The sequence below is a fragment of the Kribbella sp. CA-247076 genome (genome assembly GCF_050942445.1).
In the GTDB taxonomy this organism is placed as follows: domain Bacteria; phylum Actinomycetota; class Actinomycetes; order Propionibacteriales; family Kribbellaceae; genus Kribbella.
This window is the reverse complement of sequence record NZ_CP192051.1, coordinates 4,725,374-4,749,485: the sequence shown is the minus strand read 5'-3', so window position 1 is coordinate 4,749,485 and position 24,112 is coordinate 4,725,374. Positions and strand designations below refer to the sequence as shown.

General features: G+C 69.8%; 22 protein-coding genes. 18 read left to right on the top strand and 4 right to left on the bottom strand.

Translation table 11 applies throughout. The features are described from left to right. Window positions 1-16 precede the first annotated feature (16 nt). The 8 genes from ruvC (at window position 17) to ACQPYZ_RS22310 (ending at window position 9,048) form a co-directional block, all read left to right on the top strand. Complete coding sequence (gene ruvC, locus ACQPYZ_RS22345; protein WP_433159233.1) at window positions 17-613, top strand: crossover junction endodeoxyribonuclease RuvC; 597 nt, start codon at window positions 17-19, stop codon at window positions 611-613. A 25-nt stretch (window positions 614-638) separates the two neighbouring features. Next, window positions 639-1,241, top strand: a complete 603-nt coding sequence (gene ruvA, locus ACQPYZ_RS22340) for a Holliday junction branch migration protein RuvA (RefSeq protein ID WP_433159230.1) — start codon at window positions 639-641, stop codon at window positions 1,239-1,241. Between the two features lie 3 nt (window positions 1,242-1,244). After that, window positions 1,245-2,291, top strand: coding sequence for a Holliday junction branch migration DNA helicase RuvB (gene ruvB, locus ACQPYZ_RS22335; RefSeq protein ID WP_433159228.1), 1,047 nt, complete (start codon window positions 1,245-1,247; stop codon window positions 2,289-2,291). Between the two features lie 181 nt (window positions 2,292-2,472). Further along, window positions 2,473-2,949, top strand: a complete 477-nt coding sequence (yajC, locus tag ACQPYZ_RS22330; protein ID WP_433159225.1) for a preprotein translocase subunit YajC — start codon at window positions 2,473-2,475, stop codon at window positions 2,947-2,949. A gap of 88 nt (window positions 2,950-3,037) precedes the next feature. Next, a complete protein-coding gene (secD, locus tag ACQPYZ_RS22325; RefSeq protein WP_433159222.1) occupies window positions 3,038-4,810 on the top strand; it encodes a protein translocase subunit SecD in 1,773 nt (590 codons plus the stop codon). Continuing rightward, the gene (gene secF, locus ACQPYZ_RS22320) at window positions 4,810-5,991 is read left to right on the top strand and encodes a protein translocase subunit SecF (protein WP_433159219.1); all 1,182 of its coding nucleotides are present in this window, start codon (window positions 4,810-4,812) and stop codon (window positions 5,989-5,991) included. Before secD ends, secF begins: the two co-directional genes overlap by 1 nt. Beyond that, complete coding sequence (locus ACQPYZ_RS22315) at window positions 5,991-6,530, top strand: adenine phosphoribosyltransferase (RefSeq protein ID WP_433159216.1); 540 nt, start codon at window positions 5,991-5,993, stop codon at window positions 6,528-6,530. The genes secF and ACQPYZ_RS22315 overlap by 1 nt, the downstream gene beginning before the upstream one ends. Window positions 6,531-6,672: 142 nt before the next feature. Then, entirely contained in the window at window positions 6,673-9,048 is a 2,376-nt protein-coding gene (locus ACQPYZ_RS22310; RefSeq protein ID WP_433159214.1) for a RelA/SpoT family protein, read from the top strand. Between the two features lie 20 nt (window positions 9,049-9,068). Here ACQPYZ_RS22310 and ACQPYZ_RS22305 read toward each other — a convergent pair whose 3' ends face one another. Both ACQPYZ_RS22305 and ACQPYZ_RS22300 read right to left on the bottom strand, forming a co-directional pair. Next, window positions 9,069-9,932: a hypothetical protein gene (locus ACQPYZ_RS22305; RefSeq protein WP_433159211.1), complete on the bottom strand. Its 864-nt coding sequence runs from the start codon at window positions 9,930-9,932 to the stop codon at window positions 9,069-9,071. A gap of 99 nt (window positions 9,933-10,031) precedes the next feature. Then, window positions 10,032-11,258 (bottom strand): DUF349 domain-containing protein, encoded by a 1,227-nt coding sequence (locus ACQPYZ_RS22300; RefSeq protein ID WP_433159208.1) that lies wholly within the window; start codon window positions 11,256-11,258, stop codon window positions 10,032-10,034. Window positions 11,259-11,493: 235 nt separating this feature from the next. On the opposite strand from ACQPYZ_RS22300, the gene ACQPYZ_RS22295 reads away from it, so the two are divergent. The 4 genes from ACQPYZ_RS22295 (at window position 11,494) to ACQPYZ_RS22280 (ending at window position 16,329) form a co-directional block, all read left to right on the top strand. Then, complete coding sequence (locus ACQPYZ_RS22295; protein WP_433159205.1) at window positions 11,494-12,183, top strand: MBL fold metallo-hydrolase; 690 nt, start codon at window positions 11,494-11,496, stop codon at window positions 12,181-12,183. Beyond that, window positions 12,180-13,511: a histidine--tRNA ligase gene (hisS, locus tag ACQPYZ_RS22290; protein WP_433159202.1), complete on the top strand. Its 1,332-nt coding sequence runs from the start codon at window positions 12,180-12,182 to the stop codon at window positions 13,509-13,511. The genes ACQPYZ_RS22295 and hisS overlap by 4 nt, the downstream gene beginning before the upstream one ends. Beyond that, window positions 13,508-15,286, top strand: a complete 1,779-nt coding sequence (gene aspS / locus ACQPYZ_RS22285; RefSeq protein WP_433159200.1) for an aspartate--tRNA ligase — start codon at window positions 13,508-13,510, stop codon at window positions 15,284-15,286. Before hisS ends, aspS begins: the two co-directional genes overlap by 4 nt. A 110-nt stretch (window positions 15,287-15,396) precedes the next feature. After that, window positions 15,397-16,329, top strand: coding sequence for a glycoside hydrolase family 19 protein (locus ACQPYZ_RS22280; RefSeq protein ID WP_433159197.1), 933 nt, complete (start codon window positions 15,397-15,399; stop codon window positions 16,327-16,329). Here ACQPYZ_RS22280 and ACQPYZ_RS22275 read toward each other — a convergent pair. Further along, entirely contained in the window at window positions 16,323-17,690 is a 1,368-nt protein-coding gene (locus ACQPYZ_RS22275; protein WP_433159194.1) for a DUF2254 domain-containing protein, read from the bottom strand. The two genes, ACQPYZ_RS22280 and ACQPYZ_RS22275, sit on opposite strands and share 7 nt — an antisense overlap. A gap of 24 nt (window positions 17,691-17,714) precedes the next feature. On the opposite strand from ACQPYZ_RS22275, the gene ACQPYZ_RS22270 reads away from it, so the two are divergent. The 5 genes from ACQPYZ_RS22270 to ACQPYZ_RS22250 all read left to right on the top strand — a co-directional run bounded on the left by ACQPYZ_RS22270 (window position 17,715) and on the right by ACQPYZ_RS22250 (window position 22,541). Continuing rightward, entirely contained in the window at window positions 17,715-18,182 is a 468-nt protein-coding gene (locus ACQPYZ_RS22270; protein ID WP_433159191.1) for a helix-turn-helix transcriptional regulator, read from the top strand. Next, a complete protein-coding gene (locus ACQPYZ_RS22265) occupies window positions 18,179-18,604 on the top strand; it encodes a VOC family protein (protein ID WP_433159189.1) in 426 nt (141 codons plus the stop codon). Before ACQPYZ_RS22270 ends, ACQPYZ_RS22265 begins: the two co-directional genes overlap by 4 nt. 65 nt (window positions 18,605-18,669) lie before the next feature. Further along, window positions 18,670-19,494: a hypothetical protein gene (locus ACQPYZ_RS22260; RefSeq protein WP_433159186.1), complete on the top strand. Its 825-nt coding sequence runs from the start codon at window positions 18,670-18,672 to the stop codon at window positions 19,492-19,494. Beyond that, window positions 19,491-19,844 carry a GntR family transcriptional regulator gene (locus ACQPYZ_RS22255; protein ID WP_433159183.1) on the top strand — a complete coding sequence of 118 codons (354 nt, stop codon included), beginning with the start codon at window positions 19,491-19,493 and terminating at the stop codon, window positions 19,842-19,844. Before ACQPYZ_RS22260 ends, ACQPYZ_RS22255 begins: the two co-directional genes overlap by 4 nt. A 645-nt stretch (window positions 19,845-20,489) precedes the next feature. Then, complete coding sequence (locus ACQPYZ_RS22250) at window positions 20,490-22,541, top strand: GxGYxYP domain-containing protein (protein WP_433159181.1); 2,052 nt, start codon at window positions 20,490-20,492, stop codon at window positions 22,539-22,541. A gap of 57 nt (window positions 22,542-22,598) precedes the next feature. Here the strand turns inward: ACQPYZ_RS22250 and ACQPYZ_RS22245 are convergent, their stop codons facing one another. Beyond that, the gene (locus ACQPYZ_RS22245) at window positions 22,599-23,204 is read right to left on the bottom strand and encodes an AMIN-like domain-containing (lipo)protein (RefSeq protein ID WP_433159178.1); all 606 of its coding nucleotides are present in this window, start codon (window positions 23,202-23,204) and stop codon (window positions 22,599-22,601) included. Between the two features lie 63 nt (window positions 23,205-23,267). Here ACQPYZ_RS22245 and ACQPYZ_RS22240 point away from each other — a divergent pair, with 63 nt between their 5' ends. Beyond that, a complete protein-coding gene (locus tag ACQPYZ_RS22240) occupies window positions 23,268-24,065 on the top strand; it encodes a GNAT family N-acetyltransferase (protein WP_433159175.1) in 798 nt (265 codons plus the stop codon). Window positions 24,066-24,112 lie beyond the last annotated feature (47 nt).

Here is a 24,112-nt window from a genome sequence, read left to right as displayed (position 1 = left end):
CGTTCGGAGGTGGTCCATGCGGGTGCTCGGCGTCGACCCGGGGCTGACCCGGTGCGGCCTCGGCATCGTCGAGGGCTCACCCGGCAAGCCGCCGGCGCTGGTCGCCGTGGGCGTGATCCGAACGCCTGCCGAGCTGGATGTGGCCAAGCGGCTGGTCCGGATCGAGGCCGAGCTCGAGGAGTGGATCACCGAGCACCGGCCGGACGCGGTCGCGGTGGAGCGCGTGTTCGCGCAGCACAACGTGCGCACGGTGATGGGCACGGCGCAGGCGTCCGGGGTCGCGATGGTGGTCGCGGCCCGGCGTGGTCTGCCGGTCGCGCTGCACACACCGAGTGAGGTCAAGGCCGCGGTCACCGGCTCCGGCCGCGCGGGCAAGGAGCAGGTCACCACGATGGTGACCCGGATCCTGAAGCTGGCCGAGCGGCCGACACCCGCCGACGCGGCGGACGCGCTGGCGCTGGCGATCTGCCAGGTCTGGCGCGGCGGGACGGCGTCCCGGCTGCAGGAGGCGGCCGGCAGCCGGACGAACCTCGAGGCCATGGCGCAGGCGCAGTCCCGCCTGCAGGTGGCGAGACTCCGTGCGGCGGTGGCCGCCCAGGAGAGCAAGAGATGAGTAGGCGCGTACCGGGAGGATGGCGATGATCGCGTTCGTGCGGGGGCCGGTGGCGGCCATCGGTGTGGACAGTGCCGTGATCGAGGTCGGGGGAGTGGGCCTGCAGGTGTACTGCGATCCCGGCACGCTGGCGGGGTTGCGGCCGGGGCAGGAGGCCCGGGTCGCGACGTCGATGGTGGTCCGTGAGGACTCGCTGACGCTGTACGGCTTCGCCGACGACGACGCGAAGAGCCTGTTCGAGTTGCTGCAGACCGCCTCCGGTGTCGGCCCGAGGCTGGCCCAGGCCGCGCTGGCCGTGCTGAGCCCGGAGCAGCTGCGGCAGGCGGTGGCGACCGAGGACCTCGCCGTACTCGTGAAGGTCCCGGGGATCGGGAAGAAGGGTGCGCAGCGGATCGTGCTGGAGCTCAAGGACAAGATCGGTGCGCCGTCGAAGACGGTGACCGGCCGGCCGCTGCAGTCGCAGGAGGCCTGGCGGGACCAGGTGCACGCCGGTCTGGTCGGGCTCGGCTGGTCCGCCCGCGACGCGGAGGACGCGGTCACCGCGGTGTCGCCGCTCGCCGCCGACAACCCGAACCCGTCCGTCCCCGATCTGCTCCGCGCCGCGCTGCGCGTGCTGTCGAAGGCGTAGCCGATGGAAGACAACGTCCGGCCGCTCGTGTCCGCGGACGCCGTGGATCTCGAGGAACGCAAGATCGAGTCCGCGCTCCGGCCGCGCACGCTGGCCGAGTTCGGCGGTCAACGCCGCGTCAGCGAGCAGCTCGAGCTCGTCCTGCACGCGGCCCGCGGGCGCAACCGAGCTCCGGACCACGTGCTGCTGTCCGGGCCGCCCGGCCTCGGCAAGACCACGCTGGCGATGATCATCGCCAGCGAGCTGTCGGCGCCGCTGCGGGTGACCAGCGGTCCGGCGATCCAGCACGCCGGCGACCTGGCCGCGATCCTGTCCGGGTTGAGCGAGGGCGAGGTGCTGTTCCTCGACGAGATCCACCGGATGTCCCGGCCCGCCGAAGAGCTGCTCTACATGGCGATGGAGGACTTCCGGGTCGACGTGATCGTCGGCAAGGGGCCGGGCGCGACCGCGATCCCGTTGGAGATCCCGCCGTTCACCCTCGTCGGCGCGACCACCCGGGCGGGTCTGCTCCCGGGGCCGCTGCGGGACCGGTTCGGGTTCACCGGTCACCTGGAGTTCTACGAGGCCGCCGAGCTGGAGAAGATCGTCAACCGCTCGGCCGCCCTGCTCGAGGTCGACATCACCCCCGAGGGCGCGGCCGAGATCGCCTCCCGGTCCCGCGGTACGCCCCGGATCGCGAACCGGCTGCTCCGCCGGGTGCGCGACTACGCCGAGGTCCGCGCCGACGGGATCATCACGCTCGCGCTGTCGAAAGCGGCGCTCGAGCTGTACGAGGTGGACAAGATGGGTCTGGACCGGCTGGACCGGTCCGTCCTGGACGCGCTCTGCCGCCGCTTCGGGGGCGGCCCGGTCGGTCTGTCGACGCTCGCGGTTGCGGTCGGCGAAGAACGTGAGACCGTGGAGGAAGTGGCTGAACCATTCCTGGTCCGGTCGGGCTATCTGGCTCGTACGCCGCGCGGTCGCGTCGCCACGCCCGCGGCCTGGCGGCACATCGGGCTGAAAGTCCCGAAGGGCGCGACGTTCGCGGACACGCTCTTCGACACAGAGTGAACACGGCACCGGACGACCGCTTGAGTAACTCAAACGTGACCCGGTGTCATGAGGGAAATGTTGCCACCCAGGGTTAGACTCCCCGGTGGCCTGACCTCAGGTCGTTCCGCTGCGACCTGCACGCCTCTGCAGAGCGTGCCGGACGCCCCGTACCCCCGATGACGAAGGATTCTGAGTCCCGATGCAACTGATCGCCGTACCGATGGCCTCTTCCGGGGGCGGCTCCGGCTTCACGCTGCTGCTGCCGTTGATCCTGATCGTCGGGATGATTTGGTTCATGAGCCGCACGCAGCGCAAGCAGCGCCAGCGGCAGGCCGACACCGTCGCCGCCCTCACCCCGGGCACGAAGGTGATCACCACCAGCGGCCTGGTCGGGATCGTCGAGGAGGTCGACGACGACTACGTGACGCTGGAGATCTCCGACGGCGTCCTGGTGCAGGTCGTCAAGGCCGCGATCGGCCGGGTCATCCCGGACGAGGACGTCGCCGAGACCCCGGCCGCCGAGGACCGGGTCGAGGACCCGGCCGACGCCGCCGAGGAGCCGGTCGCCGTCGAGGAGCCGGCCAAGGACCCGGTCGACGTACCGGACGCGGGCAAGAGCAAGGACGGCAAGGTGCAGGACACCAGCAAGCTGCCGCCGACGCACACCGAGAACTGACGCACCCGCTCCCAACGGCCTGCGGCGCGCCGCCCCGGCGTCCATCCGACGATGCGGCGCGCCCAGAAGCACAAAGGTTGAAACTGACGTGGCAACGACGACGACATCGCGCCCCGGGCGGCTCCTGATCGTCCTGGGAGTCATCGTGGTCCTGCTGTTCGGGATCATGGGGCTGACCAAGACCTGGAAGCCCAAGCTCGGTCTGGACCTGCGCGGCGGCACCACCATCACGCTGACCGCGAACTCGCTGGCCGGCGGCGGCTCGGTGACCGCCGAGCAGCTGGACGAGGCGAAGAACATCATCTCCCAGCGGGTCAACGGTGCCGGCGTCGCCGAGGCCGACATCACCACCTCCGGTTCGAACCACATCAACGTGGCCGTTCCGGGTGCCACGCAGGACGCCCTGGTGAAGCAGGTCGGCCAGACCGCCCTGCTCTACTTCCGGATCGTGTACGACGCGCAGGCCGCGGCACCGCAGGCGACGCCGTCACCGACCCCGAGCGGCACGCCGACCGGCAAGCCGAGTACGACGCCGAAGCCGAGCACGACGCCGAAGCCGAGCACGACGGTGCAGCCCAGCGCGACTCCCACCGCCACGCCGAACGGCCGGGCCTGGAGCAGCGTGCTGGGTCAGGCGGACCCGACGCCGACCCCCACGCCGACTCCGACCGCGAAGCCGAGCACGCCGACCGCCAAGCCGAGCACCCCGGCCGCGACACCGTCGACGCCGGCCGCGGCGGGCGACCCGCTGCAGTGGACTCCGGACGCGGCCACGCAGACCGCCTTCGCGGCGTACAAGTGCGGCGACGAGCAGACCGACGACCCGAACAAGCCGCTGTTCTCCTGCGACCGCGACGGCCAGTACCGGTACCTGCTCGGCCCCGCGATCATGAAGGGCACCGACCTGGCCGACGCCACCGCCGGCATCCCGCAGGGCGGTTTCCAGTGGCAGGTCAACCTCGAGTTCACCGGTGAGGGCGGCGACAAGTTCCTCAAGGCCACGCAGAACATCTCGGCCCGCGGCCAGGGGCAGAACCTGTTCGCGATCGTGCTGGACGGGGAGACGATCTCCACCCCGAGCGTGGAGAACCCGATCCCCGGCGGCCAGGCGCAGATCACCGGTACCTTCACCGAGTCCGAGGCCCGCGACCTGGCGAACGTGCTGAAGTACGGCGCCCTGCCGGTCTCGTTCGACATCTCCTCGGTCGAGACGGTGTCGCCGCAGCTCGGTGGCGACCAGCTCTCCGCGGGCATCTGGGCCGGTCTCGCCGGTCTCGCGCTCGTCGTGCTGTTCTCGTTCCTGTACTACCGCGGTCTGGGCCTCGTCGTCGTGCTGTCGCTGGCCGCGGCCGCCGTCCTCACCTACGCGTCGGTCGTGCTGCTCGGCAAGGCGATCGGGTTCACCCTGACGCTGGCCGGGATCGCCGGTCTGATCGTGGCCATCGGTATCACCGCGGACTCGTTCGTCGTCTACTTCGAACGACTCCGCGACGAGGTCCGTGACGGTCGAAGTCTGCGCTCGTCGGTGGAGACCGGCTGGGCGCGGGCCAAGCACACGATCATCGCGGCCGACTCGGTCTCGCTGCTCGCCGCCATCGTGCTGTACATCCTGGCGATCGGCAGCGTCCGGGGCTTCGCGTTCACGCTCGGCCTGACCACCCTGATCGACCTGGTCGTGGTGTTCGTCTTCACCAAGCCGCTGGTCACCCTGCTGTCCCGGACCGACTTCTTCGGTCACGGCCACAAGCTGTCCGGCCTGGATCCGGAGCATCTCGGGGTGGAACGGCTGCCGGGCCAGATGAAGCCGTCGGCCCGGCCGGCCAAGACGTCCACCTCGAAGCCGGTGGGAGGGCAGGTCTGATGTCGAAGCTCGGACAGCTGGGCGCCAAGCTGCACAGCGGCGAGGTCTCCTACGACTTCATCGGTAAGCGCAAGTTCTGGTTCGTCGTCTCCCTGGTGCTGATCGCCATCTCGCTGGCCGGGTTGTTCACCCGCGGCCTCGCGCTCGGCATCGAGTTCAAGGGCGGCGTCGAGTACCAGGCCAACGTCAAGGTCACCGACAGCACCGTGCAGGACTTCGGCGACGCGGTGAAGGCGACCAACGCCGAGGACCTCGGCGACCCGATCGTCACCACCGTCGGCGCCGACAAGGTGCGGGTGCAGACCAAGCCGCTCAGCCAGGACGACATCACCGAGGTCCGCGCCGCGATCGCCGAGGAGGCCGGGGTCCCGGTCGACCAGGTGACCTCGCAGCAGATCGGCGCCTCCTGGGGCCAGCAGATCGCGAACAAGGCGATCATCGCGCTGGTCGTGTTCATCGGGCTGGTGTTCCTGGTCATCTGGGCCTACTTCCGGGAACCCAAGGCCTCGATGGCCGCGATCATCGCGCTGCTGCACGACGTGCTGATCACGGTCGGCGTGTACGCGCTGGTCGGCTTCGACGTCACGCCGGCCACGGTGATCGGCGTACTGACGATCCTCGGGTACTCGCTGTACGACACGGTCGTGGTGTTCGACAAGGTCCGGGAGAACACCCGCGGGATCACCGGGTCCAACCGGTACACGTACTCGGATGCGACCAACCTGGCCGTCAACCAGACCGTCGTACGGTCGGTCAACACCACGCTGATCGCCCTGCTGCCGGTCGGGTCGATCCTGGTCGTCGGCACCGTCGTCCTCGGGACCGGGCCGCTGAAGGACCTCTCGCTGGCGCTGTTCGTCGGGATCGCGGTCGGTGCGTACTCGTCGGTGTTCATCGCGCCGGCGCTGCTCGCGGCGTTCAAGGAGCGCGAGCCGGGCATGCAGGCGCTGAACCGCCGGGTCACCGCCAAGCGGGCCCAGACGGCGGCCTCGCTGACTCCGGCCGGGGCCGGTGCACCGGTCGCGGTGGGCTCGGGCGGCGGGACGGCGACCAAGGCGCCGCCACGCAAGCAGGACCGGCCCGCGGGTACGGCGCCGACGCCGGCGGCTCGCCCGATGAAGTCGACCGGGTCCGGACGGCCGCAGCCGACCCGCAAGCCGCGATCGAAGCGCGGTAAGTGATGCGGTCGCTCGAGCAGGTGCTCAAGGACGGGATCCGCGACATCCCGGACTACCCGCAGCCGGGCGTGGTGTTCAAGGACATCACCCCGCTGCTGGCCGACCACAGCGGGTTCGCCCAGGTGGTCGAGGCGCTGGCCGCCTTCGGCGAGGACGACGACGGCACCCCGGTGGTCGACAAGGTGGTCGGGATCGAGGCGCGCGGGTTCATCCTCGCGGCCCCGGTCGCGCTCGCGCTCGGCGCCGGGTTCGTGCCGGTGCGGAAGAAGGGGAAGCTGCCGGCGGCGACGTACGAGGAGTCGTACGCGCTCGAGTACGGCGAGGCGACCATCGAGGTCCACCAGGACGCGTTCACCCCGGGTGACCGGGTCCTGGTCATCGACGACGTTCTGGCCACCGGCGGCACGGTGGAGGCGTGCCTCCGCCTGATCCGCCGGTGCGAGGCCGAGGTCACCGCCACCTCGGTCCTGCTGGAGCTCTCCTTTCTGCCCGGCCGGGAGCGCCTCGCCGGCGAGAACGTCAGCGCCCTGCTCACGGTCTGAGCTTGCCTGAATTCGGATAACGCTCCGCGATCAGCGGCTGGCTCGGCGTGTTGTCCACAGGCCCTTTCACCGTCGTTGGACGGTTCCCCCTAGACTGGTGGTCTGTCGGCGGAGGGACACAAACGTGGGCGAAGACCCGGCGATGACATCAGCGGTGCCGAACGTCGTACCGCAGGAGCCCCCGCGCGCCCCGGTGCGCCCGGCTCCGTCACCGCCGCCTGCCGCCGCGCCGCCCGCCACCCCGCCCCGGATCGCGCCCGCCCGGGTCCGCGCCCGCCTCGCCCGCCTCGGCGGCACCCGCCATCCGAACCGGGCGCCCATGCTCGAGCCGCTGTTCCGGGTCGTCCGCGCGACCCACCCGAAGGCCGACCTCGGGATGATCGAGCGCGCCTACCGGACGGCGGAGAAGTACCACACCGGTCAGCTCCGCAAGAGCGGTGACGCGTACATCACCCACCCGCTCGCGGTCGCCACCATCCTGGCCGAGCTCGGCATGACCGCGCCGACCCTGTGCGCCGCCCTGCTCCACGACACGGTCGAGGACACGCCGTACACGGTCGACGAGCTGACCCGCGACTTCGGCGAAGAGATCGCCATGCTGGTCGACGGCGTCACCAAGCTGGACAAGGTCAAGTACGGCGAGTCCGCGCAGGCCGAGACGATCCGCAAGATGGTCGTCGCGATGGCCAAGGACATCCGGGTGCTGGTGATCAAGCTCGCCGACCGGCTGCACAACATGCGCACGCTCGGCTTCCTGCGGCAGGAGAAGCAGGAGCGGATCGCCCGGGAGACGCTGGAGATCTACGCCCCGCTGGCCCACCGGCTGGGTATGAACACGATCAAGTGGGAGCTCGAGGACCTGTCCTTCTCGACCCTGCACCCGAAGGTGTACGACGAGATCGTCCGGCTGGTCGCCGAGCGGGCGCCGTCCCGCGACGAGTACCTCGCGTCCGTGATCGACCAGGTGCACGAGGACCTGCGCGCCGCCAAGGTGAAGGCGACCGTCACCGGCCGGCCGAAGCACTACTACTCGATCTACCAGAAGATGATCGTCCGCGGCCGCGAGTTCGGCGACATCTACGACCTGGTCGGCATTCGCGTGCTGGTCGAGTCGGTCCGGGACTGCTACGCCGCGCTCGGCATCCTGCACGCGCGGTGGAACCCGGTGCCCGGCCGGTTCAAGGACTACATCGCGATGCCGAAGTTCAACATGTACCAGTCGCTGCACACGACCGTGATCGGCCCGCAGGGCAAGCCGGTGGAGCTGCAGATCCGGTCGTTCGCGATGCACCGCCGCGCGGAGTACGGCATCGCCGCGCACTGGAAGTACAAGGAGGACCCGACCTCGGCGGCGCCCGAGGTGGCCGGCCCGCCCAGCACCGAGATCGGCGGCCCGAACGAGATGCCGTGGGTCCGGCAGTTGGTCGACTGGCAGCGGGAGACCTCCGACCCGTCGGAGTTCCTCGACTCGCTGCGGTTCGAGATCAACAACTCCGAGGTCTACGTCTTCACCCCGCGCGGCGACGTGATGTCGCTGCCGGCTGGGTCGTCGCCGGTCGACTTCGCGTACGCGATCCACACCGAGGTCGGGCACCGCTGCATCGGCGCCCGCGTCAACGGCCGGCTCGTCCCGCTGGAGAGCACCCTCGAGAACGGTGACGTCGTCGAGGTCTTCACCTCGAAGGCGCAGGGCGCGGGTCCGTCGCGCGACTGGCTCTCGTTCGTCAAGAGCCCGCGTGCCCGCAACAAGATCAAGCACTGGTTCTCCAAGGAGCGCCGCGACGAGGCGATCGAGCACGGCAAGGACGCGATCGCCAAGCAGCTCCGCAAGGAGGGCCTGCCGCTGCAGCGCCTGCTGTCGCACGAGACGCTGACCGCGGTCGCCAACTCGCTGCGCTACCCGGACGTGACCGGCCTGTACGCCGCGGTCGGCGAGAGCCACGTGAGCGCGCAGGCCGTCGTACGCCGCCTGATCGAGACGTACGGCGGTGAGGAGGGCGCGGCCGAGGACCTGGCCGAGGGCCTCCGGCTGCCGGCCTCGAAGGAGCGCCGCAAGCGGGCCGCTCGTGGCGACGCCGGTGTCATCGTCAAGGGCGCGACCGACGTGCTGTCGAAGCTGGCCCGCTGCTGCACGCCGGTGCCCGGCGACGAGATCATCGGGTGGATCACCCGAGGCGCCGGTGTGTCCGTGCACCGCGCCGACTGTGCGAACGTCGAGAACCTGCAGACCCAGCCCGAGCGCATCGTCGAGGTCGAGTGGGCCCCGACCGCGCAGTCGGTGTTCCTGGTGGCGATCCAGGTCGAGGCGTTGGACCGGGCCCGCCTGCTCTCGGACATCACCCGGGTCCTCTCCGACTACCACGTGAACATCCTGTCCGCGGCCCTTACCACCACCCGCGACCGCATCGCCAAGTCCCGCTTCACCTTCGAGATGGGCGACCCCACCCACCTCGGCCACGTCCTGAAAGCCGTCCGCTCAGTAGAAGGCGTCTTCGACGTCTACCGCGTCACCCAGTAGTCACCCAAGACAAGCAGACGTCACCAGCGGCGCGGCAGGCGTGGGTGCTGACATAGGAATGCGCCCACGGCGAGCTCCAGCGCGGGGTATGAGCCCCACAGGTCGGTGCGGCGCACGCCGATGACGTGCCACCCCAGGGCTTCGAGCTGAGTACGACGCTTCTCGTCGCGCCGCTCAGCACGAGGACCTGAATGCCACTGGTCACTGTCGTACTCCAGCCCCAGCCGCCGCCCGTCGACCGTCCCCTCGGGATAGCCGAGGTCGAGCCGATAGACGCGGTCCGCCCCGTCGACACGGAGCTGCAGCTCGGGTACGCCGAAGCCGGCGTCGATCAACCGGAGCCGGAGCCACGACTCACCGGGCGAGGCTGCGCGTCGATCGGCGTACCGAAGGATGTCCTGGCTCTGGTGATGGCCGGGACGTTCTTCGTAGGCAGCCGATGCAGCACGGAGTGCCGAGCGGTCGGCCATTCCCGTGCGGAGGAAGGCGTCGACCGCGGACAGCGCGAACGGCCGGGGGAGTCGCATCGCCAACTCCACAGCGGTCGCCACCGGGCTGGTGAGTCGCAGCCCCTCGATCTCGACCGTCTCGACCGACTCCCGCGTCCAGTGCACGCTCACGAACTCCTCCGAGCCGAGCGCCGTGGTGTCGATCCCGTGAATCCAAGCCGCCGTCCTCCCGCAGACGACAGCACCTTCCGGAACCACCAGCCGCGCCGCCGCCACCCGGAGCTCCAGCGTGTCCGGGATGCGCACGTCGACGTACACGCCCTTCAGCACCTGGCGAATCTGCCCGCGCCCCAGCAACCACGCCAGCTTGCGCGGCACCTGCCGCGCGGTAAAAGGCAACCCAGCAAAGTAATACGGCGCGTCGTACTCAAACATCCCAGAAGCATGACCGATCCCGACATTTCCCGCCGAAACTTATCCACAGGCTCAGTTCAGCCGGCTACCTGTCGGCGGTTGCGTACTGCGTGGGATGCGTCAGCTGAATTCGGCGAGGGCGTTTTGGGCTTGGGTTAGCCATTCGCGGCGGGCGGCGATGGCTTCTCGGGCTTCGTTGGCCTTGCGGGTGTTGCCCTGGGACTCGGCCTTGGCGGCTTGCTTCTCCAGGTCCGCGATCAGGGACTGGAGTTGCTTGACCGTGGCTTCGGCGCGGGCGCGGGCTTCGGGGTTGCTGCGGTTCCAGACCTCGTCCTCGGCGGCCTTGACGGCCTGCTCGACGGCGCGCAGGCGGGCGTCGATCGCGCGCATGGAGTCGCGCGGCACCTTGCCGATCTGGTCCCAGCGGTCGAGGTAGTCGCGGAGCTGCTCGCGGGCGACCCGCGCGTCCTCCACCGGCAGGATGGTCTCGATCTCCGTCAGCAGGGCTTCCTTGGCGCGCAGGTTCTCCACCTGCTCGGCGTTCTCCTCGGCCTGTACGGCGTCCCGCGCGCCGAAGAACTGGTCCTGGGCGGCACGGAACCGGGCCCACAGCTTGTCGTCGACCTCGCGGGGTGCCGGGCCGGCGGCCTTCCACTGCCGCATCAGGTCGCGGAAGCGCCCGGACGTCGGGCCCCAGTCGGTGGACGACGCGAGCGTCTCCGCCTCGGCCGCGAGCCGCTCCTTCACCACGGCGGCTTCCTCGCGCTTGGACGACAGCTCGGCGAAGTGCTGCTTGCGGTGCCGGGTGTACGTCGTCCGCGCCGAGGAGAACCGGTGCCACAGCTCGTCGTCGCTGGACTTGTCCAGTCGCGGCAGCGCCTTCCACTCGTCCAGGAGTTCACGCAGCCGGGTGACGCCGTGGCGCCAGTCGGTGCCGGCGGCGATGGTCTCGGCCTCGGTGGCGATCTTGGTCTTGGAGGCGCGCGCCTCCTCGACCTTCGCGGCGCGTTCGGCCTTGCGCTTCTCGCGCTGCTGGGCGACCAGCGGTGTGAGCGCCTCGAGCCGGGCGCGCAGGCCGTCGAGGTCGCCGACCGCCTGGGCCTCCTCGATCGTGCCGGCCACCTTCTTCACCGCGGCCCGGGCGTCGTCCGGAGACACCGTGCCCGCCTGGACGCGCTTCTCCAGCAGGTCGACCTCGAACGCCAGCGCGTCGTACCGGCGGGTGTAGAAGGCGAGGGCCTCCTCGGGGTTCGCGTCCGGCCACTGGCCGACCGCCCGTTCACCGTCCTTGGTCCGTACGAAGACCGTTCCGTCCTCGGCTACCCGGCCCCAGCTCTCTCCGGCCACAACTCGCCCCTTCCGGCGGTATGTACTGCGCTCGTGCCCATTCTGGTCAGTCCCCGGTCCATCAGCGTGGACAGGCCCTGCCCGGGCGCGTCGAGCCGCTGTCTCGGCGCCTATCCCTGAACAATCACAAACTCCACGCTGTGACGCAACGGGGTTGAGTCACAATCCGGTTCGTTCTGCGGGTGCCCACACCGGTAACCTTGGGTGGTCCCGAACCGTTCCAGGAAGGTCAGTCGTGCTCATCGCCGGGTTCCCCGCGGGATCGTGGGGTACGAACTGCTACGTCGTCGCCACCGGCCAGGGCGCGGAATGCCTCGTCATCGACCCCGGTCAGGACGCGACCGCGGGCGTCGAGCAGGTGGTCCGGGAGAACAGGCTGAAACCGGTCGCGGTCCTGCTCACGCACGGTCACCTCGACCACATGTTCTCGGTCCTCCCGGTCTGCGGGACGTACGACGCGACCGCCTGGATCCACCCCGACGACCGGCACCTGCTGGCCGACCCGATGGCCGGGATCAGCCCGGAGACGGCGCGGATGCTGCTCGGCGGCAAGCACGAGTTCGCCGAGCCGGACGACGTCGCCGAGCTCAAGGACGGCCAGAGCCTGGAGCTGGCCGGGCTGACCTTCGCCGTCGACCACACCCCGGGCCACACCCGGGGCTCGGTCACGTTCACCACGCCGTACGACGGGCCGGAAGACGTGCCCGCGGTTCTGTTCTCCGGTGACGTGTTGTTCGCCGGGTCGATCGGCCGGACGGATCTGCCTGGGGGCGACCATCCGGCGATGCTGCATACGTTGGCCACCAAGATCCTGCCGATGCGCGACGAAATCGTCGTCCTGCCGGGTCATGGTGGCCAGACCACGATCGGCCGGGAGAAGGCGACCAACCCCTACTTGCAGGACCTGGAGATTCCGAAACCATGACAAAGGTGACCCCACTGAGCGGGTTCCCCGAATTCCTTCCGCAGGACCGGATCGTCGAGCAGAAGTTCCTCGACGTGATCCGGGAGACGTTCGAGCTGCACGGGTTCGCGTCGATCGAGACGCGGGCGGTGGAGCCGGTCGAGCGCCTGTCCAACCAGGGCGAGGACGCCGACAAGGAGATCTATGGCGTACGGCGGCTGGCCGCGGACAGCGACGAGGACGCGGCACTCGGCCTGCACTTCGACCTGACCGTGCCGTTCGCGCGGTACGTGCTCGAGCACAGCGGCAAGCTGGTGTTCCCCTTCCGCCGCTACCAGATCCAGAAGGTGTGGCGGGGCGAGCGCCCGCAGGAGGGCCGGTACCGCGAGTTCACCCAGGCCGACATCGACATCGTCGACAGTGGCGAGCTGCCGACGCACTACGAGGTCGAGCTGCCGTTGGTGATCGCGGACGCGCTGCGCAAGCTGCCGGTGCCCGAGTTCGTGATCAAGGTGAACAACCGGAAGATCCCGGAGGGGTTCTACCGGGGTCTCGGGCTGGACGACGTCACCACCGTGCTGCGGATCGTCGACAAGATCGACAAGATCGGCCCGGAGAAGGTGATCGAGCGGCTGGTCGAGTCGGGCGCCACCGACAAGCAGGCCCGGCTGGCCGTGCAGCTGGCGGACATCTCCAGCACGGACACGTCGTTCGTGGAGAAGGTCCGGGCGCTGGGCGTGGAGCACGAGATCCTCGACGAAGGGCTCGAGCAGCTCAGCCAGGTAATGGCGGCCGCCGGCGAGCACGCTCCCGGCCTGCTGATGGCGGACCTGCGGATCGCGCGCGGTCTGGACTACTACACGGGCGCCGTCTACGAGATCTACCTGGTCGGCCAGGAGTCGTTCGGGTCCGTCGGTGGCGGCGGCCGGTACGACGCGCTCGCCTCCGACGGCAAGACGACGTACCCCGGGGTCGGGATCTCGATCGGCGTTTCGCGGCTCGTGCACCGGCTCGTCAACCAGGGGCTGCTGCAGGCCAGTCGCCGTACGCCGACCGCCGTACTGGTCGCGCTGAACGCCGAGGAGGACCGGGCCGAGGCCATGCGGACGGCCGCGCGGCTGCGGAGCCGGGGGATCCCGGTGGAGGTGGCTCCGGCGGCGGCGAAGTTCGGGAAGCAGATCCGGTTCGCGGACCGGCGCGGCATCCCGTTCGTGTGGTTCAGCACCGACCGTGGGCCGGAGGTCAAGGACATCCGCAGCGGCGAGCAGGTCGCCGCCGACCCGGCCACCTGGACGCCGCCCGCCACAGACCTTCTACCTCGTATCGACACCCCTCAGGAGAATCAGTGATCCGTACCCATTCCGCAGGCTCGTTGCGCGCAGAGCACACCGGGCAGACCGTCACCCTGGCCGGCTGGGTGGCGCGGCGGCGTGATCACGGCGGCGTGGCGTTCATCGACCTGCGCGACTCCAGCGGCACCGTCCAGGTGGTCATCCGGGACGAGGAGGTCGCGCACCCGCTGCGGGCCGAGTTCTGCCTGAAGATCACCGGTGCGGTGAACGCCCGCCCGGAGGGCAACGCCAACCCGAACCTCCCGACCGGCGAGATCGAGGTGATCGCGTCCGACGTGGAGGTGCTGAACTCGGCCGACCCGCTGCCGTTCCCGGTCGAGGAGCACCACGCGACCCCGGTGAACGAGGAGGTCCGGCTGAAGTACCGGTACCTCGACCTGCGCCGGCAGGGCCCGGGTGCCGCGCTCCGGCTGCGCAGCCAGGTGAACAAGGCGGCACGCGACGTACTGGCGAACCACGACTTCGTCGAGATCGAGACGCCGACGCTGACGAAGTCGACTCCGGAAGGGGCCCGGGACTTCCTGGTCCCGGCCCGTCTGCAGCCGGGCTCGTGGTACGCGCTCCCGCAGTCGCCACAGCTGTTCAAGCAGCTGCTGATGGTGGCCGGGATGGAGCGGTACTACCAGATCGCCCGCTGCTACCGCGACGAGGACTTCCGGGCCGACCGGCAGCCGGAGTTCACCCAGCTCGACATCGAGATGAGCTTCGTCGACCAGGACGACGTGATCGCGCTGTCCGAGGAGATCCTGGCCGCGCTTTGGAAGCTCGTCGGGTACGACGTCCAGACGCCGATCCCGCGGATGACGTACGCCGAGGCGATGGCCCGGTTCGGCAGCGACAAGCCGGATCTGCGGATGGGCCTGGAGCTGGTCGAGTGCACGGAGTACTTCAAGGACACGCCGTTCCGGGTGTTCCAGGCGCCGTACGTCGGTGCCGTGGTGATGCCCGGTGGTGCGGACCAGCCGCGCAAGCAGCTGGACGCGTGGCAGGACTGGGCCAAGCAGCGTGGTGCTCGCGGGCTGGCGTACGTGCTGGTCGGTCAGGACGGCGAGCTCGGCGGGCCGGTCGCGAAGAACCTGTCCGAGGAGGAGCGCGCCGGGATCGCCGACCACGTCGGCGCGAAGCCGGGCGACTGCATCTTCTTCGCCGCCGGGCCGGTCAAGTCGTCGCGGGCGCTGCTCGGCGCGGCCCGGCTGGAGATCGGCCGCCGCGGCGGGCTGATCGACGAGTCGGCCTGGTCGTTCGTGTGGGTCGTGGACGCGCCGCTGTTCGAGCCGGCCGACGAGGCGACCGCGGCCGGTGACGTCGCGGTCGGTTCGGGTGCGTGGACAGCCGTGCACCACGCGTTCACGTCGCCGAAGCCGGACTCGCTGGACACGTTCGACACCGATCCGGGCTCGGCGCTGGCGTACGCGTACGACATCGTCTGCAACGGCAACGAGATCGGCGGCGGGTCGATCCGTATCCACCGCGAGGACGTGCAGAAGCGCGTGTTCCAGGTGATGGGCCTGTCCGACGAGGAGGCGACCGAGAAGTTCGGCTTCCTGCTGGACGCGTTCAAGTTCGGCGCGCCGCCGCACGGCGGGATCGCGTTCGGCTGGGACCGGATCACCGCGCTGCTGGCCGGCACCGAGTCGATCCGCGACGTGATCGCGTTCCCGAAGTCCGGTGGCGGGTTCGACCCGCTGACCGCGGCCCCGGCGCCGATCACCCCGGCACAGCGCAAGGAGGCCGGCGTCGACGCCAAGCCTGAGCCGAAGGCGACGAGCTAGCTCGAAAGGCTTGAGCTCGACCGCAGTTCGGAGGAAACTGGCGGCGTCGTGAGTCTGCTCAGGCAGGATTTCACGGCGCCGCCCATCTCTCTCCGCCCCGGGAGTGCTCAATGCGTCGTACCGTCACTGCTCTGCTCGCGTGTCTCGGCGTCGTGGTCGCCGGTCTGGTGGCCGCGACACCCGCCCACGCCGCTGTCTTCCAGACCTACGGGACCGGCGTGAACGTCCGCGCCGACGCCTACCTGTCCTCGCCAGTTGTCACCACCCTTCCCGGCCCGACGTCCATCGACGTGGACTGCCAGAAGGAAGGCGACCTGGTCAGCAACTCCGAGGGGACCAGCCGGTGGTGGGCGCACGTGCCCGCGCTCGGCGGGTACGTGACGGTCGTGTACGTCGCGATCCCGGAGGACAAGCTGCCCGGCGTCCCCGAATGTGGCGACGACCCCGAGCCGCCGGGTGAGGACGTCACGCTGGCCGACGTCCAGGCGATGTTCGGCAGCCGGATCGCGAACCCGTCGATCGTCCAGACCGGCCTGCCCTCGCTGAACCAGGCGATGCGGGACGCCAACATCAACACGGCGTACCGCAAGGCCGCGTTCCTGGCCACGCTGGTGCACGAGTCGCGGCTGGAGTACAACATCCGCGAGATCGGCGACACCCGCCCGTACGGCGGCCGCGGCTTCATCCAGCTGACCGGCGACTTCAACTACGGCCCGGCCGGTCAGTACTTCGGCATCGATCTGCTCGGCAACCCGGATCTGGCGATGTCGCTGCAGTGGAGCGCGCCGATCGCCCGCTGGTACTGGACTGTTGCCCGCAACATCAATCCGTACGCCGACGCCCTCGACATGGGCCGGGTCAACGCCGCCATCGGCTACCCGGCCGGTGCCGAGGACCAGCGCCGGTGCGACTCGTTCAAGAACGCGATCCGCTACTTCACCGGCTCGGTCCCGAGCGGCGTCAAGTGCACCCGCCCGGCCAAGCTGACCGGCGACACCACCCAGCTGACCCGCAACCAGTTCGAGGCCCTGGCCCGTCAGTAGGCGGGGCGCGCCGCCTGGTCCTTGGTGAGGTCACCGAGGACCAGGTCGGCGTGGTCGCGGACGGCGACGAAGTCGGCAGGCTGGACGATCCCGCGTTCGGCGTCGGCCGTCAGCAGTTTCACCTGCTCGACCACGAGCCGTCGGCCATCGACGTCCCGGCAGAACAGCCCGGTGCTGTGCAGCAGCCGCAGTTGGGCCCGAACGACGCGCGGTTCGCTCTTGCCATACCGCCGTACCTGTCCACAGGCCAGGTCGAGGTAGTACTCGAGATCTCGGCCGGGTACGACGACCCGCAACGCGCCGGCCTGGTCGCGCAGGAATTGGCTGCCGAGCTCTCGCTTCGCCAGCGCGGCCAGGACGACGGACAGGTGCTCGATCGCCTGGATCGACGTGTACGGGTCGTTGATCGCGGCCGAGAGCGCCTTGACCGCGATGTCCGCGATCTGCCGGACGCCGAACGCGACGTCCTGCTCGGCGGTCCGCTCGAACCCGATCCGGATGGCGTCCCGGGCCGCCGCCGCGAGCCGGTCCAGCGCCGGCGGCGGACCGGGCGGGTCCTGCCAGACCCGGACGAGCGCCGAGCCGGCGATGACGTGCTCGCCGACCATCCGCGTCACCGACGCGGTGACGCCTGTGGCGGCCGCGGCCGCGACCAGCGCCTCGGGGTGGATGGTCTGCACGTAGCCGGAGCGATACGCCGGGATGTCGACCGCCCACTCGGGTGGCACCGGCCGGGGGTCCGTGGTCACGCCGACCGTCGGCAGGTCCCGGTCGATGACCTGCAGCGTCTTGCGTTCCACCCTGCGCATCACCTCGTCGATCTGGATCGAGTGCGTCAGGTGGTGCACGAAGAACACCAGCATCAGCAGGCTGACGAACAGCAGCACCAGCGCGACCGTGACCGCGAGCCGGGGGTACTCGTCGGTCCGTTCGCCGGCCTTCACCCCAACCGTGTAGAGGCCGGCGCTGCTGTAGACGAACGTCGCCACGAACACGCTCAGGACGAACTGGTTGACCCGGTCGCGGAGGAAGTTGCGCAGCAGCCTGGGGGAGAACTGGGTGGACGCGAGTTGCAGCGCCACCACCGTGAGGCCGAGCACGAGCGCGATCACGGTCGCCATCGTGCTGGTGACCGCGATCAGCAGCGTACGGGCGTCGTCGGCCGTGCCCTGGAACAGGAAGCGGTCACGCCACGAGCCCGGCCGCACCTCGACGTACGACAGACCGGAGCCGGCGATCAGGGCGATCACGACCGCCAGCGACGGCATCGCCCAGAGCGCTCCCCGCAGGTACTCGTTCGCCGCGTCCCGCCGCACGCGACCACCCCCTCCCTCGGACAGCGTCGCGCTCCGCGTCCGCACCGGTCAACGGTCTAGGCTCTGAGGGTGGCGGGGAGCGTACCGGTGGAGCTGCTGACGCACCTGCGGCGTGCGCGGGATGTTGCTGATCGCAACTATGCGGAGCCGCTGGACCTGGCCGGACTCGCGGCCGCCGCGGGCGTGTCGAAGTACCACTTCCTCCGGTGCTTCGCGGCCGAGTACGGCGAGACGCCGATGCAGTACGTCACCCGGCGACGGATCGAGCGGGCCACCGATCTGCTCCGCGCGACCAACCTGACCGTGACGGAGGTGTGCACGCTGGTCGGGTACAGCAGCCTCGGGTCGTTCTCGCAGCGGTTCACCGACCTGGTGGGGATGACTCCATCGGAGTACCAGCGGACGCAGGCGGGCGCGCGGATCCCCGGGTGCTTCGTGTTCATGCTCGGGCTGAACTCCGCAATTCCGGAGAAGCCATCCGGGTCGCGCGGCGCCTACCGTCGTACCGACGACGACACACCCGAGGAGGGGCCATGATCACCAACGTCAGCCTGGTCACCGTCTACGTGAACGACATCGACGAGGCGAAAGCGTTCTACACCGACAAGCTCGGCTTCGTGCTCAAGGAGGACGTCAACCTCGGCGACTTCCGCTGGTGCACGGTCCACCAGGCCGACCACCCCGAGCTGCGGCTCGCGCTCATGCTGCCCGGCCCGCCGCTCGACGAGGAGGCCGCGGACGTCATCCGCCGGGCGCTCGCGAAGGGCTCGATGCACGGCTTCGGCATCGCGACCGACGACTGCCACAAGACCTTCCAGGAGCTGGTGGCCAAGGGCGTCGAGTATGTCCAGGAGCCGTCGGACCGCCCGTACGGCGTGGAGGCGGTCCTGCGCGACAACTCCGGCAACTGGCTCGTCCTGGTGGAGGAGAAGCCGTACAGCCCGGAGGACTTCGCCTGACCGCTTGACTCTCACACTTTGTATCAATACATTTGGTACAAAGATCGGGGAGGAAGTGGTTTCTGGTGGACGTCGTGTGGTGGATGGTGTCGATGACGGTCGGGACCGCAGGAGGTTGGCTGTGGCGGAAGTCGGCGGCTCGGGCCGAGGTGAGTCGGTGGGTCGGGCGTGGCGGGCTGCCGGCTGAGCCCGACCTGGTCGCGGCGGCGCAGACCTGGTTCGAGCGGCGCCAGACGAGCGTGGCGATCGGTGTCTGGGTGGGGATGATGCTCGGCGGAGTGCTGCTGCTGGTCACCGGGGCCGGCCTGAATCCGGCGGTCCTCACCTGGTGGTTCGCGGCGGTTCTGCTCGGTGGTGGAATCGCGACGTGCGCCAGAAGCTACCTGGCGGTGCGGAACGCGCGTGCGGACGAGCCGAGGGCGGCGGCGCTGCGGCCGCGGCGGTTGGTGGACTACCTGAGTGCGTTCGAGATCTGGTTGCAGTACGGCCTGCTCGCAGTGCCGTTGCTCGCCGCTGTGCTGGGACTGTTCGCCCTCCACAGCGGCGGGTGGACGCTCGTGGCCGGTGGACTGGTGGCAGTGCCGATGGCGGCGGCCGCGTTCTATCTGCAGCGGTTGTCTCTTCTGTTGAGGCAGTCGGCGACGGACGCGGCGGGACTCCAATGGCAGGAAGCGTTCCGGGCGGTGACGTTGCGCGATCTCGGCCTGGCCGGGATGACCATCAGTTGGCTGCTCGGCGCCGCGGCGGCGCTGTCTTTCGAATGGCCGGACGACGTGCCGGGGTTCGTGCAGCCCGCGACGTACGTGCTGTTCCTCGGTAGCACCCTGCTGATCGTCGCCTCCTTGGTGGTGTCCGTCAGCAGGCGCGGCTTGCGGCGGGTGCTCGCGTGATCATCTCGATCGATCCGGGTGCGGCCAAACCGCCGTACGAGCAGGTGAAGGACCAGATCGACGGACTGATCCGGCGCGGTGAGCTCGCCCAGGGAACCCGGCTGCCGACCGTGCGCCAACTGGCCGGTGACCTCGGCCTGGCGGTGAACACGGTCGCCCGCGCCTACAAGGAACTCGAGGCCGAACGCCTGGTGGAGACCCGAGGCCGCAACGGCACCTTCGTGCTGGCGTCCCGCAGCCGCGTCAACGACGAGGAAACCCGAGCCGCCGCCACCGTCTTCGCCCGAGCCGCCCACCGAGCCGGCCTAACCCTCACCGAAGCCACCGAAATCCTGGCCCGCGCCTGGTAGTCCACGTCCTACGCGGTGCTCGTACGCCGCGCCTGACGCCCACGCGTCCTACGCCAGTGCTCGTACGCCGCGCCTGGTGATGCCCACGCGTGCTACGCCGGTGCTCCTGCGTCGCCCCGGCTACGCCCGCTCCCACCCGCCCCCGGCTCATCGCCGGTGCACTTCTTGTCAGCTACCGCCGACGGTCTGTCGGCCTGCCGCCCGACGTGGTGCAGGCTGTCGCCCGTGGTTTGCTGCTCGTCGGCGTGATCAACAGCGTGGGTCGAACCCAGCCCCGTCATCACAGTCGCCATCCCGAACACGCCGACCCGTGCCCTCGACGGCGGCACCCCGACACCCCGGCGGTAGCCGGGCAACTCGACGGCGGTAGCCGGCAATGTAGACGGCGCTGAGCCGGGGGTGAGTGGGAGTGCGCGTAGCGGGCGTGACGTAGGAGCGACCGCGAAAGCCCGCGTGGGCTCAACCCCAGGCCTCACCTCCAACCTCAACCACCTACCCGCGTGGACAACACCCCTTCCACGGTTGAATCGGAAACGATTCCAATTTCTCCGGTCAACGATGTAACGAGCTATGTACACGCTCTCCTCCCGTTGCTAATCTCCCGGCTGATTTGACATCGATGTCAGCGACAGGGGAGTGGTCACGATGGTCTCGAGACGAACGTTCCTGGCGGGTAGTGGTGCGGTGGCGGCGGGAGGGTTCGGGGTTTTCCAGACCGTGCCTGCGGCCGCCGCAGACAACGCTGCCACCGCTGCAACCGCGACCGACGCCGCCAACGCAGCCAACATGACGGCCGGTGCGACCCGGCTGCTGCCGCGGTTCGCGCGGCCGGGGCGGTTGCACTACGGCGATGTGAGCAAGCTGAGCGGTGGGGACCAGACCCTGCTGACCACCTTGCAGGGTGTCGTCAACCGCACCAAGCCTGAGCTGTACTTCCTGTTCAACCCCGGCGGTCCCGAGGGTCCCGACGCCAAGTGGCTCGCCGACATGCGCCTGCCGACGACGCGGTACGACGATCCGCTCGACCTGGTCGCGAAGTTCCGGCGCCGGATCCGGGGCGCGATCGTGCACGACCCCGCCGTACCGGACTCGCTGAACGTCGCGACCACCCTGGCCGGCCTGGAGAACGCGGTCGTCGCGACCGCGGACCAGGCGAAGGCGCACGGGCTGCGGATCGTGAAGGACCTGCGCGGGGTGTTCGAGAACGACCGCGTCGCGATCTACCGCTGGCAACTGGAGAACCTGTTCCCCCGCTGCAACCAGAAGCTGCTGACCGGTCTGCCGCCCACGATGGTGGTGCAGGTCGAGGACGTGGAGTGGCAGGAGATCGCCCGCGAGACCCGGCAGATCCGGGATGAGTCGAACCGCGGCACCTACGACCTCGACGTGTCCGCGAAGCTCGGTCCGGAAGGCGTGTTCGTCCGGTTCGGCGACTCGTTCGGGGACGATGGCTGGGGTGCGTCGGTGCTGCAGGTGTCGGTGAAGGCGAACGGCACCGAGATCGCGCGGTTCCTGCCGGACACCCCGGAAGAGGCGCCGTACCTGTTCGAGGCCGCGAACTCGTCGATCGGTGGTGCGGGCAACCGCTTCGCCGACGGCGGGAACTACTGGATCTACCGCTTCGACCCTCCGGCCGGTACGACGAGTCTCGTGGTGACCGTGGAGATGTGGAACCAGTACCTGGTCACCGCGACCGACACCGCGCCGACGCGGATCGAGCCGTTCCCGTTCTTCCGCGACTACGTGGTGGCGAGCAAGGCCCTGGTGAGCTGGCTGCCGCCGAACGGCCCGACCGGCGAGCTCCTGACCGAGCACTTCGACAAGGTCGCCCCGACGACGCCGTACGCCGGCTGGTTCTCGAACGACGTGGCCGGCGAGTGGAGCGGGGTCGACCTCGCGTCCCAGGGCGGCTCGGAGGTGATCCCGGCGGACTTCTACATGAACGGGACCGTGCACTCCGGGTTCCAGGCGCCGATCTCGACCAAGGTGCGGAAGGTCCGGCGGCTGACGCCGAAAAACAAGGTGTACGTCACGCTGACCTTCGGCGAGGGCGACAACGTGCAGTACTGCCAGCGGCGGATGCGGGACATGTGGGACGACCCGCGCCGGGGTGAGGCGATGGTCAACTGGACGATCAGCCCGCTGCTCGCCGAGATCGGGCCCGGTCTCTTCAGCTACTTCCAGCGGACCGCGACGGCCAACGACCTGCTGATCTGCGGTCCGTCCGGCGCCGGCTACACCTACCCGGGATCCTGGCCGGCGAACGAGCTGACGGCGTACCTCAAGCTGTCCGGTGACTTCATGCGCCGTACCGGCATGGACCTGGTGTACGCGTACAACCACCGGGGCGAGGACGGCTGGGTCGCGTTCCCGGAGGAGATCGCCCAGGGTTACAACGACCACACGCCGTTGCAGGGCATCATCCAGTCCTGGGAAGGCGGCGACCTCCTGGTGAAGCGCGGCGGGCTGCCGATCATCGGGAACTTCGGCGCACCCGGGAAGGCCGCCGAGTACAAGGCCGCCCTGGACGAGCACATCGCCGACTGGGACGGCGCAAGCCCGCGCTTCATCGCGTGCGGGATCAACGCCTGGGGCTGGATGCCGTCCGACATCGCCGACCTGGCGCCGTTGCTGACGGACCCGTACGAACTCGTCCTCGGCAACACGTTCTTCGACCTGCTGCACAAGGTTCTTTAGTACGCCGTGACGCGGTCGCCCGGCGGGGATTGCCGGGCGACCGCTGGGTGGGGTCGATTACCAGTGGTGGGCGACGTCCACGACGAGCCGGGTGTTCGAGCCCGGTCCGGCGAGGGTGAAGACCCGGAACGGCAGCCGGGCGCGGACGCCGAGGCCGATCGTGGTCTGGCCCTCGAAGCTGCCGCCGTACGCGACCTGACGGAACGTGCTGTAGCCGGCCACGCTGGTCAGCTCACGCCGGTTCGCCGGGCGGTACGTCGGCTGCCCGGCCGTGGTGTGGGCGGGAGCCCGCACGACGACCTGGAGCTTGGCGCCGCCACGGAGCGGGACGACGGAACCCGATCCGTCCTGGGTGACGTTGGTGACGTAGCGGACGTCGTACCCGGCGGCTCGGCCGCGGACGTCGACGACCAGCCGGTCGTAGCAGGCGTGCCGGCCGGTGCGGACGTTCGTGACCGGTGCGACCGTCATCCGGCTGTTTGCCTCAGGCAATGATCCCCAGCCCTTGGGGCAGGAGGCGGCACTCGTGCTGGCGGCGGTCGTGGCAGCGCGGGGGGCGGACGAGGAGCCGACGACGGCCGGTGCGGCGATCGCGGCCGCCGGCACCGCCATGACGGCGAGTGCGGCGAGGATCGTCTTGCGGGTGATGCGGTGGATGATCATGATGTCCCCCCTTTCAGGACAATTGGTTAGACGCCGTACTTCGCCCGTTGGTTGACTGCGACCATGACGCCTGACGAGTTGCTCGACGAGTTCCACCGCCGGATCCGGTTACCGGACGCCGACACGATCCCCGGCTGGAAGACCGAGCACGACGGCCTGATCCACCGGTCGTACGTCGAGGGCCCGGACGGGGCCGGATTCGTCGAGGCGCCGCGCGGGCTGGGTGAGGACCCGGACGGCGTGATCGCGGGCCAGGTCGGGTTCTTCCGCGAGCGCGGGCTGCCGTTCGAGTGGAAGACCTACGCGTACGACGAGCCGGCCGACGTCGGCGAGCGGCTGGTCCGGGCCGGGTTCACGCGAGGGGAGCCGGAGACCCTCATCCTCGGCGAGGTGGACGCGATCCTGGTGCGACCGTCCGCTCTGCCGTCGAAGGTGCGGCTGCGGGAGGCCGAAGGACCGGAGGACTACCACCGGATCGCCGTACTGATGGACACGCTGTGGCACAACGGGCTGGAGCGGATCGAGGAGCGGCTGGCGGCCGAGGCGCGGATGTTCCCGGACCGGTTGTCGGTGTTCCTGGTCGAGGACGCGCTGAAGGGGCCGGACGGGCCGGCGCTGACGGCGGCGTGGGTGCGGTTCCATCCCGGGACCGGATTCGCCAGCCTGTGGGGTGGTGGGACGTTGCCGGAGTGGCGGCGGCAGGGGCTGTACAGCGCGGTGCTGGCGCACCGGGCCCGGCTGGCGAAGGAACGCGGGTACGAGTTCCTCCGGGTGGACGCCTCCGAGGACTCCCGGCCGATCCTGCAGAAACTCGGTCTCCACGCCGTCACCACGACCACGCCGTACGAATGGAAGTGCTGAACGGTGGGCTCGCTGCGCTCGTCCACGCCCTGACACGCCTACCTGAC

Excerpts from the sequence above, each read along its gene's own strand:
- ruvC (WP_433159233.1), top strand. The coding sequence starts at position 17 with ATGCGGGTGCTCGGCGTCGACCCGGGGCTGACCCGGTGCGGCCTCGGC.
- ruvA (WP_433159230.1), top strand. The coding sequence starts at position 639 with ATGATCGCGTTCGTGCGGGGGCCGGTGGCGGCCATCGGTGTGGACAGT.
- ruvB (WP_433159228.1), top strand. The coding sequence starts at position 1,245 with ATGGAAGACAACGTCCGGCCGCTCGTGTCCGCGGACGCCGTGGATCTC.
- yajC (WP_433159225.1), top strand. The coding sequence starts at position 2,473 with ATGCAACTGATCGCCGTACCGATGGCCTCTTCCGGGGGCGGCTCCGGC.
- secF (WP_433159219.1), top strand. The coding sequence starts at position 4,810 with ATGTCGAAGCTCGGACAGCTGGGCGCCAAGCTGCACAGCGGCGAGGTC.
- ACQPYZ_RS22315 (WP_433159216.1), top strand. The coding sequence starts at position 5,991 with ATGCGGTCGCTCGAGCAGGTGCTCAAGGACGGGATCCGCGACATCCCG.
- ACQPYZ_RS22310 (WP_433159214.1), top strand. The coding sequence starts at position 6,673 with ATGACATCAGCGGTGCCGAACGTCGTACCGCAGGAGCCCCCGCGCGCC.
- ACQPYZ_RS22305 (WP_433159211.1), bottom strand. The coding sequence starts at position 9,932 with ATGTTTGAGTACGACGCGCCGTATTACTTTGCTGGGTTGCCTTTTACC.
- hisS (WP_433159202.1), top strand. The coding sequence starts at position 12,180 with ATGACAAAGGTGACCCCACTGAGCGGGTTCCCCGAATTCCTTCCGCAG.
- ACQPYZ_RS22280 (WP_433159197.1), top strand. The coding sequence starts at position 15,397 with ATGCGTCGTACCGTCACTGCTCTGCTCGCGTGTCTCGGCGTCGTGGTC.
- ACQPYZ_RS22265 (WP_433159189.1), top strand. The coding sequence starts at position 18,179 with ATGATCACCAACGTCAGCCTGGTCACCGTCTACGTGAACGACATCGAC.
- ACQPYZ_RS22250 (WP_433159181.1), top strand. The coding sequence starts at position 20,490 with ATGGTCTCGAGACGAACGTTCCTGGCGGGTAGTGGTGCGGTGGCGGCG.
- ACQPYZ_RS22245 (WP_433159178.1), bottom strand. The coding sequence starts at position 23,204 with ATGATCATCCACCGCATCACCCGCAAGACGATCCTCGCCGCACTCGCC.
- ACQPYZ_RS22240 (WP_433159175.1), top strand. The coding sequence starts at position 23,268 with ATGACGCCTGACGAGTTGCTCGACGAGTTCCACCGCCGGATCCGGTTA.